We start from the raw sequence: 12,719 nt of genomic DNA on the forward strand, positions 1-12,719 counted from the left end.
CGCAGACTGGCCGCGCACGGGCGCAGATGCGATCTCGTGGCGCATCCGAGCGCCGGCCACCGGACGATCCTGCCCGGGGAGGCTGAACATCCGGAACCGGCGGACCGCGCCTGGGGCGGCTCGCCCGCGGCGGATCGCGAGTTGGGCGCCGCCGCCTGGACGAGGCTGTGCGAGCTGATGGAGCTGGGGCTCCCGTGATTCGCGCCGCCTCATGCCAATGCGGGAAGCTGGCGGTCGCCGTGGCGGGCGAACCGGCCTTCGTCACGGCCTGCAACCGCACGCTCTGCCAGCGGCGCTCGGGCGCGCCCTTCAGCGTCTCGGCGAGGTGGCGGCGAGAGCAACTCGTCAGCGTGGCCGGCGAGCGCGTCCGGTATGAGCGGACGGGTGCGTCGGGGGGCTCGGCCGTCCTGCATTTCTGCCCCCATTGCGGATCGACGGTGCTGACCGAGCTTCAGGCGCTGCCGGATTTCGTGGGCGTGCCCGTCGGCTGTTTCGCCGACCCTCGCTTCCCCGCCCCGCAGGCCGCATTCTGGTGCGAGAGCAAGGCCGAGTGGGCCGAATTCCCGGACGGCACGGTGCTGACCCCTCGGCAGGACTTCCCGTCGAGCTAGAGCGGGCGGAGGCCCAGCCTCAGATCGGCATCCGCATGATCTCCTGGTAGGCGCCGATCACCTGGTCGCGGATCGCCATGACCGTCTCCAGGCTGGTCTCGGCGTTGGCCACGGCGGTCACCACGTCGACGAGCTGGGCCTTGCCCTGCACCTGGTTGGCCATCTGGGTCTCGGCGGTCTTGGAGGCGTTCACGGCGTCGCCCATCACCGACTTCAGGATGTCGCCGAAGCCGTGCGCCTTGGGGGCGTCGCCGGCCGCGCCGGCGATGTCGGTCGCCAGGTTGCTCTGGGCGGCGGCGTAGGCCTTGGCGGCGGCGAGCGCGGTCATCATGGCCTAGGCTCCGGCTACTTCTTCAGAAGATCGAGGGTGCGCGCATCCATGGCGCGCGCGGTGTCGATGACGTTGAGGTTGGCGTCATAGGCCCGCTGCGCCTCGCGCATGTCGAGCGCCTCGATCAGCGGATCGACGTTCGGCAGCTTCACCTCGCCCTTGGCGTCCGCGGCCGGATTGCCGGGATCGTAGGCGGTCTTGAACGGCCGCGGGTCGGGCCGCACGCGGGCCATGCGCACCCCCGTGCCCCCCGCCACCGGGGTCGGCTCGAAGATCGGCTCCTGGCGCTGGTAGGGCTTGCCGCCCCTGGTCTTGGCGGTGGAGTCCGCATTGGCCAGGTTCTCGGCGATGATCCGCATGCGCCCCTGCTGGGCGCGGAGCGCCGAGGCGGCGATCGCCTGGGCGGTGGCGGCGGGGGTGGCGATGTCGGCCATGGCGGGCTCCTAGGGCCTAGCTGTGTCCGGGCGCGCGTGCGGCGAGCCGGATCAGGCTGAGCGCCTTCTGGTAGAAGGTGATGGCCGCGTCGTAGTCCATGCGCGCCTGCCCCATCTTCATCATCTCCTCCTCCAGGACCACGGAGTTGCCGTCGAGCGTGGTCTCGGAGTCGCGCGTGGTCACGGCCTGGGCCGCCGGGGCGCGGCCGGCGTGCGGCGGCGCCATGTGCCCGGGCTCGGTCGCCGCCATCGCCTGTGGGCCGGCCACCTGGGCGGCCTGCACCTGGAACTCGAACGGCTTCAGCTCGCGCGGGGCGAAGCCGGGCGTATCGGCGTTGGCGACGTTCTCGGCGATCACCTGCTGGCGCTGGCTCAGGTAATTCAGCCGCCCGCGGAGCATGGCGAGCAGCGGGATGTCGGCCGTGTCCATGGGTCGAAAGGTGAAGAAACAGGGTTAATCGGCGATTAAGGGATTCGGCCCTGACTGCGGCCCAGTTCGTCTCCGAGCCGCGGCCTCATGGACATCCTAAGAACCGTCTTCGCCCTCGCCCTGACTCTTGGGCTGATCGGGTTGGCGGCCGTGGCGCTGCGCCGCTTGGGACCGGAGGCGCTCGCCCGCTTCGGCGCGCCGATGAAGCGCGAGCGCCGGCTGGCGGTGGTGGAGACCCTGGTGCTCGATCCTTCGCGGCGGCTGGTGCTGGTGGCCTGCGACGGCCAGGAGCAGCTCATCCTGCTGGGCGAGGGCCGCGTCGTCGGGCCGGCGGCGGCGCCGAAGGGCCGCGGCTGATGCGCGAGCTCCTCAAGGCGGTCCGCGCGCTGCCGGGCGCCGAGTGGCGCAGGGCCGCGGGCCTGGCGGCGCTGACCACCCTTCTTTGCCTGGTGTTCCCGGCCGCCGCGGCGGCGCAGGCGGTGAACATCAACCTGGGGACCGGCGCCGGGCTCACCGACCGGGTCGTGCAGCTGATCGGCCTTTTGACCGTGCTGTCGCTCGCCCCCTCGATCGTGATCATGACCACCTCGTTCGTGCGGATCGTGGTGGTGCTGAGCCTGCTGCGCACGGCGATGGGCCTGCAGCAGAGCCCGCCCAATGCGGTGATCATCTCGCTGTCGCTGTTCCTGACCGCGATCGTCATGGGCCCGACCTTCGAGAAGTCCTACCAGGACGGCATCAAGCCGCTGCTGGATCACCAGGTCGAGCTGCCGCAGGCGTTCGACGCGGCCGGCGCGCCGGTCAAGGCCTTCATGCTGAGCCAGGTGGACCGCGGCGACCTCGCGCTGTTCGTGCGGCTCTCCAAGATCCCGCGCCCGGCGACGCTCGCCGACACGCCGATCCGGGTGGTGACGCCGGCGTTCATGATCAGCGAGCTGAAGCGCGCCTTCGAGATCGGCTTCCTGCTGTTCGTGCCGTTCCTGGTGATCGACTTGGTGGTGGCGAGCGTCTTGATGAGCATGGGCATGATGATGCTGCCGCCGGTGGTGGTCTCGCTGCCGTTCAAGCTGATCTTCTTCGTGCTGGTCGATGGCTGGCGGCTGGTGGCGGGCAGCCTGGTGCAGAGCTTCCAGCACGGCCCGGGAGGCTAGCTCGGGCGCGCCTGACCGGCGTGGCCCGGGTCCGCTTGCGGCCCGCAGGGCGAGAACCGACAACCCGCAGTGGCGAGACTTGGCCGAGGACCGGTTCGCCGCGCCCGAAGGCTCTTTGTCGTGGATGCAGCGGTCGTAGCCCGCCGCGGCGAGGCTGCGGAGTGGGTCCCGGATCTGCGCGCCCTGCGGGCGCAAGCCCAGAGGCGCTGGCCGAACACGAGTGTCTGATGCAGGGCGTGGAAGCCTGGCGTTTCGTCCGGGACGGCCAGACCGTTTCCGTCCGTCCTCGAGGCCGGTTCAAAGCCGACAACGGCGTCGCCCTGGCCGCCGCCGCCGTCAGGGGACTCGGGATCGCGCGCCTCCCGGACCTCCTCGTGCTGGATGCGCTGGCCTCCGGAGAGCTGGTGACCGTGCTCGACGCCTTCTCGCCCCCTTCCGCAGGAATCTACCTGGTCAGGCCGCCAAGCGAATTCCAGACACGCAAGGTGCGAGAGTTGGGCGATCTGCTCACGGCCGTGCTCGACGGCATGGCGCCAGGGAAACCGCCGATGCCTGAGGCCCGCTGACCATTGCTTTCTCGGGAAGCCCAAGGCGTCCGCTGGCCGGCCGATGACTCCGCCGCGTCGACTTGCGGGTGCAGGCCCTAGGCGGGCGGCAGGTCCGGGAAGGGGATCGGCTCGGCGGGCGGGCCCATCGGCTGAAGCTCGAGGCCCCAGTAGCCGACCTCGCGCCAGGCGCCGAGCTTCCAGCCCACCTCGGGATAGACGCCGACCGGCCGGAACCCCATGGCCTCGTGCAGGCCGACGCTGGCTTCGTTCGGCAGGGTGATGCCGGCGAAGGCCATGTGGAACCCCTGGCGGCGCAGGATCTCGAACAGCGCGTGGTAGAGCGCCCGCCCGACGCCGCGCCGGCGGGCTCGCTCCGCATTGTAGACGCTGACGTTGACGCTCCAGCGGTAGGCGTCGCGCGCGGCGTGCGCGCCGGCGTAGGCGTAGCCGGCCACCCCGCCGTCGTCCTCGAACACCAGCCAGGGGTGCGTCTCCAGGGTGGCCTCGATCCGCCGCGCCATCTCCGCAGGGCCGGGCGCGACGGTCTCGAACGAGATGATCGTGGCCTCGACGATCGGCGCGTAGATCGCGGCGACCGCGGCCGCGTCGGCGGCGCTCGCCGGCCGGATCATCCCCTGGCCGCCGTAGGCGCGGCCGCCGCGCGCCTGGCGGGCGCCGGCGAGGCGCCGGGCCTCGCCGCCGGGACCGGCGGATAGGGGTCGCGGAAGCGGACCTTCATCTTCGCAACCCAGCCCTCGAAGATCTCGTCGTCGGCGCTGATGCGGCCGAAATCCGCGACGTTGAGCCGTCCCGCCGCGATGCCGGCCAGCGCGATCTTCAGCGCGTCGGGCTTGTGCGCGCCGTCGACGAAGCCCTGGTACTGCTGGCGAAGCCTGGTCAGCGCCGCATCGTCCCCGGCCAGGCTGAAGGCGACGCCGGCGCGCAGCAGCCGGCCCTCCTCCTCGGCGCTGAGCGGGGTCGCGGTCTTGTAGCGCTCGCCGAGGCTCTTCTCATAGAGCGCGCCCGCGCCGGCCCAATTCCGCTGCTTCCAGGTGATCTCCGCGCGCAGGTCGCGGGCGTCGGGCGAATTGTCCTTCTCGAGGATCTCGAGGGCGGTGTCGAACTTGCCGAGGCCGGTCCAGGCGCGCGCCTCGATGAGCCGCCGCTGGGCGTTGAGCGCGGCCGGCAGCACGGTGGTGCGCGAGCCGTTGATCGCCTCGATCGCCTGCTCCGGCTTCTTGTCCATCAGGTAGATCAGGGCGAGGTCGGTGGCGACCTGCGCCTTGGGCACGCCGTCGAGCCGGTTGTCGGCCTGGTACTTCAGCAGCTCGGCCGCCTGGTCCAGCAGGTCGACGTCGACCAGCCGGCGGACCAGCTTGCGCACCATGGCGTCGCCGTCGGCGCCGATCGGGGTCAGCTCCTTGAAGTCGTAGAACAGCGCCAGCGCCTGCACCGGCTCCAGGCCGTCGGCCAGGCCGTCGAGGAACAGCGCGCGGAAGGCGGCGTTCAGGTCGGCCTGGAGCTGCAGCGCCTCGGGCGAATCCGTCGTCAGGCGCGGCGCCGAGCGCAGCGCCTCCAGGGCTTCGCGGTAGCGGCCCTGGCCGAGGTAGAGCTGGCCGAGCGCGCGGATCGCGTCGAGCTCGGTGGCGTCGCCGCGCCAGCGGTAGCGGATGGCGTCGAACACGCCGGCCGCCTGCACCGGCGTCACCTTGCCGGTCGCGAGCTGGATCTGGGTGGCGTGCAGCAGCGCCGGCGCGGAGAGGTATTCGGCCGGCGCGCGGGCGATCGCCTGATACATGCGCAGCGCCCGGTCCTGGTGGCCCTGGGCCTCGATGATCCGCGCCTGCAGCAGCCGGCTCGCCAGCTCCTCGTAGACGTCGGTCTTCTCCATCAGCGCCAGGCGGATCCGGGAATCCGCGGCGTTCAGGTCGCCCTGCGCCAGCGAGGCCTTGGCGTCGGCCCGGGCGAAGCGGGCCCGCCAGACCGGAGGGAACATCTCGTAGGCCTGGGCGCCCCTGGCGAACTGGGCGTGGGCCTCGCTCCACTGGGCGAGCTGGGAGGCCACATAGGCCCGCCAGAGCGCCGCGGAGGGGTCCTCCGCCAGGGCCGGCGCGGTGAGGTCGGCGTCGGCCTCCTTGTAGCGGCGGGCCATCACCCGGGCGATGCCGCGCAGGCCGCGGAACTCGGGCGTGTCGAGCAGCTTGGGCTGCATGTGGGCGGCCTGGTTCAGCACGCCGATCGCCTCGAAGGAGAGCTCCGAGCCGACCAGGAAACGGGCCAGCGCCATGTGGGCGGCGGTGGGCGCGGCCGGCCCGGTCTTGGCCTCCTCGGCGGCGGCCTCCGAGAGCAGGGCGTTGTAGCGGGCGAGGAATCCGCCCGAGCCGGTCCTGGGCCAATTGTCGACATCGATCAGCGCCGGCAGGGCCGCGGCGCGCGGCGCGCCGAGCAGCGCCTGCTCCTGGTTGCGGGTGGCCCAGGCCGGTGAGAGCGCCAGGCCGGCCGGGCGGCCGATGTGGACGATGTCGCCGTCGTGGCTGACCGCCAGGTCGTCGATGTAGCTCTCGACGGCCAGGCCCTGGACCGACGGCAGCAGGGCCATCTGGACGTATTCCCGCCGCGACGGCAGGCCCTTGGAGGGTCCGAGCGCGGTGACCACCTCCAGGGTGTCGCCGACCACCGGATCGGCCACCTGCAGCACGCCGGTGACGCCGGCGACCGGCGCCTTGAGGGTGGCGGGCCCGAGCGCCTCGTCGCGGGTGACGTGGACCAGCGAGGGCTGGCCCTGATTGCCGGGCCCGAGCGCGATCGTCCAGGCGGGGCCGAGCGCGGTGGCGAACACCGGGATCTGGTGGGCGGCCTTGATGCGCAGCGCGACGTAGTCCTTGCCGCGGAACACCGCCAGGCTCTCGAACTGCTTGAGGCCCTTGGGCGCCCTGGAGACGTCGATCGCCGCCGGGGCGTCGAACACCACCCAGACCGCATCGCCGCGCCGGAACACCGCCGCGCCGGCCGGATTGGCCCAGGCGAAGCTCAAGAGCACCTGCCCGCCCGCGATCTTCGGCTGCATGTGGACCACGCCGCCGGCCGGGATCGGGTTGGGCCGGGCGGGCGCGGAGGGCTTGGCGGCGGCCGGATCGGGGGGCGGCTTGGCGAACACGTTGACGAAGGCGTCGCCGTCGGCCGCGCCCGCCTTGAAGTCGGCGTCGTCGGCCAGGGTGACGACCAGCTCGAGCCGGCCGCCCACGTGGCGCTTCTCGGCGGTCTTGATCCAGCGCGGCGGATCGGTGTGCAGGCGCGCGATGTCCGGATCGCCGTCGCGGGCGAAGTCGAGGATCAGCTTGGCGCCGTCGCGGCGCGCGCGCATCGCCCCGGCGCCGTGGAACTCCAGCCGCGAGAAGTCGGCGGCCTGCGCGACGTGGACCTCCAGGCCGCCGCGCGGCGCCACGGCGCCCGCAGGGGCGGCCAGGCCGGCGACGCAGACCGCCGCGACGCTCGCGCGCAGGGTCTGGCGCAGGTCCATGGATCAGCCGGCCTTGGGCGCGCTCGCGGCCGGCGGCGCGGCGGCGGGGGCGGCGGCCGGTGCGGCGGGGGCCTGCGCGGGCGCTGCGGCCGGCTTGGCCGGCGCGGCCGAAGCGGTCTCGGCGGCGGGCGCGTGCTTGCGCGGCTGAGCCTTGCGGGCATGACGCACCGGCCTGGCGGCGGGCTTCGCCGGAGCCGCGGCGGGTTGCGGCGAGCCGGCCTGGGCGGCGGCCTGCTCGGCCCTGGCGTTGGCGTTCGCCGCCAGCGTCTGGGCGGCGGCGAAGCGCCTGGCGAGCGCTTCGGTGAGCTTCTTGGCCTCGGCGGGCGGCATCTGGGCGATGATCGCCGCCAGCGCGCGTTCCTTCATCTTGGCGGCGATCGGGATGCGGACGGAATCGTCCAGCAGCACCATGCGCGGCGCCGCGTCCCTGGCCTTCATGCCCTCGAAGACCTTGACCAGGCGGTCGATCTCGGCGGACTCGCGGCCGTCGGCCTGGTTGAGCAGGCCCTGGACGTCGGACTTCAGGCCCTCCAGCGCCTTGGCCTTGGCGTCGAGCTTGGCCTCGGCCGCGGCCAGCAGGGCGAGCTGGGTGTCGAGATCGGTCTCGCGCTTGTCCAACTCGCCGCGGCGGGCGCCGAGGTTCTGCAGGACCTGCAGCTCGGCCGGCGACAGGCCGGCCTCCTTGGCGAGCTCAGCGGCGGTCGGCGCGCAGACCGGCTGCGGCTTGATGCTCGGCGGCGGCAGCGGGCCGGGCGGCAGGGCCGGGGCGTCCTTCGCCGCGCCCGCGCCGGCCACTCCGGCCTTCCCAGCTTTCTCCGGCTTGCCGGCCTTGCCGCCCTTGGCGGCGTCTTCGGCATAGGCCTTGGCGCTGGAGACCAGGCCCGGCAGATCGCGCGCGCCGGCCAGCGCATTGATGGCGAGCACGCCGCCGATGGCCACGCCGACCAGCGGCAGGATGCGCGGCGCGGATTTCATCGGCCGCCCCCCTGCTGCAGCCGAAGCGGCGGCTCCTCGAACAGATCGTCCTCGAGGCTGCGGGGCGGCGGGCGCAGGACGAGAGGCTCAGGGCTCGCCACGGGGCGGGCCGGGGTTCCGCGCCCTTCGCGGGCGGCGGCCAGCAGGGCCCCGAGCTTGCGCTCCTGGGCCGGATCGACCTGCGGCTGGACGGCCTCGCGGCCCTGCGCCGGCGCGTGGGCGATCAGCCGCTCCAGCTTGGCGGCCAGCGCCCGGCCCTTCTCGATGCGGTCGGCGAGGGTGTCGACCGCCTCGTCGGTGGCGGCCCTGAGATCGGCCAGCCCCTGCTCGGCGCGCTGCGCGGCGGCGTTCAGCTCGCGCACCGCGACGGCGAAGCTGTCGTGGCTGTCGCGCAGCCCCTTCAGGCGCCGGTTGAGCCGCCAGCCCAGCGCCAGCGCGGCGGCGAGCAGGCTGGCGAGCAGCAGGTTCATGGTGAGGGCGACCAGGCTCATGAGGACCTCTGGACGGCTTGCCGGGCGAGCGGCGGCAAGGGCGCCTCCACGCGGACGGCGATGTGGGAGTTGCGGCGGCCCATGCGGCCGCGGGTGAGCGGGATCGAGCCGGCGCGCAGCTCGACCAGGCTGTCGGGCGTGGCGTTCAGCATGATGGTGTCGCCGACCTTGAGCTCGAGCACCTGCTTCAGCGGCACGTGCTGCTCGTCGAGCACGGCGCGGACATCCATGGTGGTGGTCCACAGCTCGCTGGCCAGATGGCTTTCCCAGATGTTGTCGCGGCCGAACTTCTCGCCCATGAACTGCTGCAGCAGCATCTTGCGGATCGGCTCGAGCGTCGCATAGGGCAGCAGCAGCTCGATGCGTCCGCCGCGGTCCTCCATGTCGACGCGCAGCTTCACCAGGATGGCGGCGTTGGCGGGCCTGGCGATGGCGGCGAAGCGCGGGTTGGTCTCCAGGCGGTCGAGGGTGAAGGAGACCGGGGTCAGCGGCTCGAACGCCAGCTTGGCGTCGGTGAGCACCACCTGCACCATCTGCTCGACGAGCACCCGCTCGATGGTGGTGTAGGGGCGGCCCTCGATGCGCATGGCCGCGGTGCCGCGCCGGCCGCCCAGGAGCACGTCGACGATCGAATAGATCAGGTTGGAATCGACGGTCAGCAGGCCGTAGTTGTCGAGCTCCTCGGCGCGGAACACCGCCAGGATCGCCGGCAGCGGGATGGAGTTGAGGTAGTCGCCGAAGCGGATCGAGGAGATATTGTCGAGCGAGACCTCGACATTGTCCGAGGTGAAATTCCTGAGCGAGGTCGTCATGTACCGGACGAGCCGGTCGAAGACGATCTCCAGCATCGGCAGCCGCTCGTAGGAGACGAGCGCGGAATTGATGATCGCCCGGATGCCGGTGCGCTCGGCGATCTCCTCGTCCGACAGGTCGAACCCCAGGAGGCTGTCGATCTCCTCCTGGTTGAGGATGCGCTCCGAGCCCATCAGCCCCTCGCCGGGGTGCGGCGCGGCGATGTTCTCGTCCACGGCTCCGGCGGCGGTCTCCGCCCCGGCCTGGGTCTCGGCTTCGGTCTGGGTCTCGGTCTCTTCGGCCATGGGCGTTGCGCGACGCGACTGGCGGCCCTGGGGGGACGCTAGTTGATCAGCATCTCCTCGATCAGGACGGCGTTCGCCTTGGAGGGCGCGATCACCAGGTTGACGCGGCGCAGGAGCTCCATGCGGAGCTGGTAGGACCCCTGGCTGCCCTGCAGGTCCTCGGGGCGAAGCTCGCGCAGGAAGGTCTGGAACATGTCCTGCAGCCTGGGCATGTTCGGATCGAGCGCATCGACCGCGTCCTGATCGGGCATCTCGAGGGTGAGCTTCAGCTTCAGGAAGGTCGGCCGGCCGTCGGCCGTCTGCATGTTCACCACGATGTCGGGCAAGGTGTAGAACAGCACCCCGTCGGGGCCCTCGCTGACCTGGCCGCCGCCCTTGGCGTCCTTGCCGCCCTTCGCGTCCTTGGCCTTGGCCGGATGCTTCTTGGCGTGGGCCGCGTCCGGCTTGGGCTTGAGCAGGAAGACCGCCGCGCCGCCCCCGCCGCCCAGCACCAGCACGGCCGCCGCGCCGGCGATGATCATGAGCTTGAGCGGAAGCTTCTTCTTCGGCGCCTCGGCCTCGGCCTCCTCGCCTTCGGCGACCTCTTCCTCGGGCGCTTCCTGGACGGCAGCTTCGGACACGCGCGCGTTCCTTAGAATCCTTGTCGCTCCGGCATGGCCCCGCTTTGGTTAAGAACCGGTTTTTAACCGGCGTTAACGAGGACCAAGCCTGCCCGGCGGTTTTTGCCGGGAGGCCGGCGTTAACCTTCTTATCCGCTGAAATTCCTTGGGTTTTCGTCTGGCCCGAGGCTTGCAGCGGAAGTCGCGGACAGCCACCGCCCGCAAGGCCCGCCGATTAATGGACAATTCTCTCTACGTCGGACTCTCCCGCGAGATCGTCCTGCAGCAGCAGATGGACATCGTCGCCAACAACATCGCCAACGCCGACACCTCGGGATTCAAGGTGGAGGCGCTGCAGACCGCCGAGGATCCCGAGCGGCCGGCGTTCACCCTGGGCGGACCGGCGCCGGTGAAGTTCGTGGCCTCCAACGGCGTGCTGCGCGATTTCGGGCAAGGGGCGCTGCGGCGCACCGATTCGCCGTTCGACCTGGCGCTCGACGGGCCGGGCTTCTTCCGGGTGCAGGCGGCCGGCGGCGAGCGCTACACCCGCGACGGCCGCTTCCGGCTGGACGACACCGGCCGGCTCGCCACCCAGGCCGGCCAGCCCGTGCTCGATGACGGCGGCGGCGAGATCGTGCTCGATCCGCAGAAGGGCCCGGTGACCATCGGCGAGGACGGCACCGTCAGCCAGGGGACCGGCAAGGACATCCTGCGGGTGGCCAAGATCGGGGTCGCGACCTTCTCGAACTTGTCGGGGCTGGAGAAGGCCGGCGACAACCTGTTCCGCAACACCTCCAACGTGGCGCCGACGCCGGCCGAGGCGCCGCACGTCCGCCAGGGCATGCTGGAGGCCTCCAACGTCAATCCGATCCTGGAGATGACCCGCATGATCGAGGTCTCCAGGGCCTACGAGCAAATGGCCAAGATGATGGACACCCAGGCGGACCTCTCCGCCCGGGCCGTCGATAGCCTTGGCAAGGTTCAATAGGAGCTAAGCGATGCAGGCTCTCCGCACGGCCGCGACGGGCATGGCCGCCCAGCAGCTGAACGTCGAGGTGATCTCCAACAACATCGCCAACATGAACACGGTGGCGTTCAAGAAGCAGCGCGCAGAGTTCCAGGACCTGCTCTACCAGACGCTCGAGCAGCCGGGCGCCCAGTCCTCGGACCAGGGCACCATCGTGCCCACGGGCGTGCAGATCGGCGCCGGCGTCAAGGCGGGCTCGGTCTACCGGATCTCGACCCAGGGCTCGCTGACCGCCACCGGCAACAAGTTCGACCTGGCGATCGACGGCCGCGGCTATTTCCAGGTGCTGCTGCCGACCGGAGAGACCGCCTACACCCGGGCCGGCAACTTCTCGGTCAACGACCAGGGACAGCTGGTGACGCAGGACGGCTACCTGATCCAGCCGGCGATCACCATCCCGCAGACCGCCACCGACGTGACCATCTCCAAGACCGGCCAGGTGCAGGTGATCCAGCCGGGCAACCCCGCGCCCACCGTCGTCGGCCAGCTGACGCTCGCCACCTTCATGAACGAGGGCGGCCTCTCGGCCCAGGGTTCGAACCTGTTCAAGGAAACCGCGGCTTCGGGCGCGCCGACGCTCGACACCCCCGGCAACAACGGGCTGGGGGTGCTGGACCAGGGCTACACCGAGGCCTCGAACGTCGACCCGGTCTCGGAGATCACCGCGCTCATCGTCGCCCAGCGGGCCTACGAGATGAACTCCAAGGTCATCTCCACCGCCGACAACATGCTGGGCATCGCCAACCAGGTGAAATCGTAAGATGAAGCCGCTGCTGGTCGCGTTTCTCGCGCTCGCCGTCTGCGGACCTGCGCTCGCCGGCCAGGCCGTGACGCTCAGGGCCGACACCGCCGACGCCGACGGGATCGTCACCCTGGGCGACCTGTTCGACGGGGCCGGCGCCGCCGCGCGCGTGCCGGTCGCCCGCCGCACCGCCGACAGCGTGGTGCTGAGCGCCGCGGCCGTGCAGGCCGCCGCCCGCCGCGCCGGCCTCGACTGGGCCAACGCCGAGGGGCTGAAGACCATCGTGGTGCACGCCGGCGCCGGCTCGTCCTCGGCCGCAGCCGGTCCGGCCCGCGGCAACGTCGAGGTGCTGACCTACGCCCGCGACATCGCCGCCGGCGAGGTGGTCGGGCCGACCGACATCGTCTGGGCCAGGGCCGCCGCCGCCCCGTTCGACGCCCCGCGCGATCCCGATGCGGTGATCGGCAAGGCCGCCCGCCGCCCGCTCCGCGCCGGCGCGAGCGTCGCCGCCCACGACATCGCCACCCCCATCGTGGTCAAGGCCGGCGAGATGCTCAACGTGACCTACGAGGCCGACGGGATCTCGCTGTCGCTGCAGGGCAAGGCGCTCTCCGCCGCCGGGGTCGGCGAGACGCTGAACGTCGAGAACCCGGCCTCCAAGAAGATCATCCAGGCGGTGGTCGCCGGCCCGGGCGAAGCCGCCGTCGGCCCGGTGGCCGACGAGCTCAGGTCCCGCTCAACCCGCATCGCGCTCCGCTGAGAG

17 protein-coding genes are annotated in these 12,719 nt (G+C 71.8%); 8 read left to right on the forward strand and 9 right to left on the reverse strand.

Translation table 11 applies throughout. The features are described 5' to 3' along the window. Both VLI41_RS09465 and VLI41_RS09470 read left to right on the forward strand, forming a co-directional pair. On the forward strand, positions 1-198 hold a 198-nt coding region (locus VLI41_RS09465), incomplete at its 5' end, for a hypothetical protein (RefSeq protein ID WP_325267826.1). Positions 199-239: 41 nt separating this feature from the next. Next, positions 240-611 (forward strand): GFA family protein, encoded by a 372-nt coding sequence (locus VLI41_RS09470; protein WP_325267827.1) that lies wholly within the window; start codon positions 240-242, stop codon positions 609-611. Between the two features lie 19 nt (positions 612-630). On the opposite strand, the gene VLI41_RS09475 is transcribed toward VLI41_RS09470, so the two are convergent. From VLI41_RS09475 to flgB, 3 genes are read right to left on the reverse strand one after another with little or no spacing between them, the layout of a single operon-like run. Next, complete coding sequence (locus tag VLI41_RS09475; RefSeq protein WP_325267828.1) at positions 631-942, reverse strand: flagellar hook-basal body complex protein FliE; 312 nt, start codon at positions 940-942, stop codon at positions 631-633. Between the two features lie 14 nt (positions 943-956). Then, positions 957-1,376: a flagellar basal body rod protein FlgC gene (gene flgC, locus VLI41_RS09480; RefSeq protein WP_325267829.1), complete on the reverse strand. Its 420-nt coding sequence runs from the start codon at positions 1,374-1,376 to the stop codon at positions 957-959. A 16-nt stretch (positions 1,377-1,392) separates the two neighbouring features. After that, on the reverse strand, positions 1,393-1,806 hold the full coding sequence (flgB, locus tag VLI41_RS09485) for a flagellar basal body rod protein FlgB (RefSeq protein ID WP_325267830.1): 414 nt from the start codon (positions 1,804-1,806) through the stop codon (positions 1,393-1,395). 87 nt (positions 1,807-1,893) lie between these two features. Here flgB and VLI41_RS09490 point away from each other — a divergent pair, with 87 nt between their 5' ends. The 3 genes from VLI41_RS09490 (at position 1,894) to VLI41_RS09500 (ending at position 3,523) form a co-directional block, all read left to right on the forward strand. Beyond that, a complete protein-coding gene (locus tag VLI41_RS09490) occupies positions 1,894-2,163 on the forward strand; it encodes a flagellar biosynthetic protein FliO (RefSeq protein ID WP_325267831.1) in 270 nt (89 codons plus the stop codon). After that, the gene (fliP, locus tag VLI41_RS09495) at positions 2,160-2,957 is read left to right on the forward strand and encodes a flagellar type III secretion system pore protein FliP (RefSeq protein WP_325267881.1); all 798 of its coding nucleotides are present in this window, start codon (positions 2,160-2,162) and stop codon (positions 2,955-2,957) included. The genes VLI41_RS09490 and fliP overlap by 4 nt, the downstream gene beginning before the upstream one ends. Before the next feature lie 161 nt (positions 2,958-3,118). After that, positions 3,119-3,523, forward strand: coding sequence for a LysR substrate-binding domain-containing protein (locus VLI41_RS09500; RefSeq protein ID WP_325267832.1), 405 nt, complete (start codon positions 3,119-3,121; stop codon positions 3,521-3,523). 77 nt (positions 3,524-3,600) lie between these two features. Here VLI41_RS09500 and VLI41_RS09505 read toward each other — a convergent pair whose 3' ends face one another. The 6 genes from VLI41_RS09505 to VLI41_RS09530 all read right to left on the reverse strand — a co-directional run bounded on the left by VLI41_RS09505 (position 3,601) and on the right by VLI41_RS09530 (position 10,208). Beyond that, positions 3,601-4,137 (reverse strand): arsinothricin resistance N-acetyltransferase ArsN1 family B, encoded by a 537-nt coding sequence (locus tag VLI41_RS09505; RefSeq protein WP_325267833.1) that lies wholly within the window; start codon positions 4,135-4,137, stop codon positions 3,601-3,603. Next, positions 4,134-7,025, reverse strand: a complete 2,892-nt coding sequence (locus VLI41_RS09510) for an endoglucanase (RefSeq protein ID WP_325267834.1) — start codon at positions 7,023-7,025, stop codon at positions 4,134-4,136. The genes VLI41_RS09505 and VLI41_RS09510 overlap by 4 nt, the downstream gene beginning before the upstream one ends. 3 nt (positions 7,026-7,028) lie before the next feature. Beyond that, positions 7,029-8,000: a hypothetical protein gene (locus VLI41_RS09515; RefSeq protein WP_325267835.1), complete on the reverse strand. Its 972-nt coding sequence runs from the start codon at positions 7,998-8,000 to the stop codon at positions 7,029-7,031. After that, positions 7,997-8,491, reverse strand: a complete 495-nt coding sequence (locus tag VLI41_RS09520) for a DUF6468 domain-containing protein (protein WP_325267836.1) — start codon at positions 8,489-8,491, stop codon at positions 7,997-7,999. The genes VLI41_RS09515 and VLI41_RS09520 overlap by 4 nt, the downstream gene beginning before the upstream one ends. Further along, entirely contained in the window at positions 8,488-9,477 is a 990-nt protein-coding gene (fliM, locus tag VLI41_RS09525) for a flagellar motor switch protein FliM (RefSeq protein ID WP_325267882.1), read from the reverse strand. Before fliM ends, VLI41_RS09520 begins: the two co-directional genes overlap by 4 nt. Before the next feature lie 149 nt (positions 9,478-9,626). Then, positions 9,627-10,208 (reverse strand): flagellar basal body-associated FliL family protein, encoded by a 582-nt coding sequence (locus tag VLI41_RS09530; protein WP_325267837.1) that lies wholly within the window; start codon positions 10,206-10,208, stop codon positions 9,627-9,629. A 217-nt stretch (positions 10,209-10,425) separates the two neighbouring features. Here VLI41_RS09530 and flgF point away from each other — a divergent pair, with 217 nt between their 5' ends. The 3 genes from flgF to flgA are packed head-to-tail and all read left to right on the forward strand — an operon-like array spanning position 10,426 to position 12,716. After that, positions 10,426-11,175, forward strand: a complete 750-nt coding sequence (flgF, locus tag VLI41_RS09535; protein ID WP_325267838.1) for a flagellar basal-body rod protein FlgF — start codon at positions 10,426-10,428, stop codon at positions 11,173-11,175. Positions 11,176-11,185: 10 nt separating this feature from the next. Beyond that, positions 11,186-11,974, forward strand: a complete 789-nt coding sequence (flgG, locus tag VLI41_RS09540) for a flagellar basal-body rod protein FlgG (protein ID WP_325267839.1) — start codon at positions 11,186-11,188, stop codon at positions 11,972-11,974. 1 nt (position 11,975) lies between these two features. Then, a complete protein-coding gene (gene flgA / locus VLI41_RS09545; RefSeq protein WP_325267840.1) occupies positions 11,976-12,716 on the forward strand; it encodes a flagellar basal body P-ring formation chaperone FlgA in 741 nt (246 codons plus the stop codon). The last annotated feature ends 3 nt before the right edge of the window (positions 12,717-12,719 follow it).

The sequence above is a fragment of the Phenylobacterium sp. genome (assembly GCF_035475775.1).
Lineage (GTDB): Bacteria > Pseudomonadota > Alphaproteobacteria > Caulobacterales > Caulobacteraceae > Phenylobacterium.

What these genes read in the sequence shown, in the direction of transcription:
- VLI41_RS09475 (WP_325267828.1), bottom strand. Translation starts at nt 942, where the DNA reads ATGATGACCGCGCTCGCCGCCGCCAAGGCCTACGCCGCCGCCCAGAGC.
- flgC (WP_325267829.1), bottom strand. Translation starts at nt 1,376, where the DNA reads ATGGCCGACATCGCCACCCCCGCCGCCACCGCCCAGGCGATCGCCGCC.
- flgB (WP_325267830.1), bottom strand. Translation starts at nt 1,806, where the DNA reads ATGGACACGGCCGACATCCCGCTGCTCGCCATGCTCCGCGGGCGGCTG.
- VLI41_RS09490 (WP_325267831.1), top strand. Translation starts at nt 1,894, where the DNA reads ATGGACATCCTAAGAACCGTCTTCGCCCTCGCCCTGACTCTTGGGCTG.
- VLI41_RS09505 (WP_325267833.1), bottom strand. Translation starts at nt 4,137, where the DNA reads ATGATCCGGCCGGCGAGCGCCGCCGACGCGGCCGCGGTCGCCGCGATC.
- VLI41_RS09510 (WP_325267834.1), bottom strand. Translation starts at nt 7,025, where the DNA reads ATGGACCTGCGCCAGACCCTGCGCGCGAGCGTCGCGGCGGTCTGCGTC.
- VLI41_RS09515 (WP_325267835.1), bottom strand. Translation starts at nt 8,000, where the DNA reads ATGAAATCCGCGCCGCGCATCCTGCCGCTGGTCGGCGTGGCCATCGGC.
- VLI41_RS09520 (WP_325267836.1), bottom strand. Translation starts at nt 8,491, where the DNA reads ATGAGCCTGGTCGCCCTCACCATGAACCTGCTGCTCGCCAGCCTGCTC.
- fliM (WP_325267882.1), bottom strand. Translation starts at nt 9,477, where the DNA reads ATGGGCTCGGAGCGCATCCTCAACCAGGAGGAGATCGACAGCCTCCTG.
- flgF (WP_325267838.1), top strand. Translation starts at nt 10,426, where the DNA reads ATGGACAATTCTCTCTACGTCGGACTCTCCCGCGAGATCGTCCTGCAG.
- flgG (WP_325267839.1), top strand. Translation starts at nt 11,186, where the DNA reads ATGCAGGCTCTCCGCACGGCCGCGACGGGCATGGCCGCCCAGCAGCTG.
- flgA (WP_325267840.1), top strand. Translation starts at nt 11,976, where the DNA reads ATGAAGCCGCTGCTGGTCGCGTTTCTCGCGCTCGCCGTCTGCGGACCT.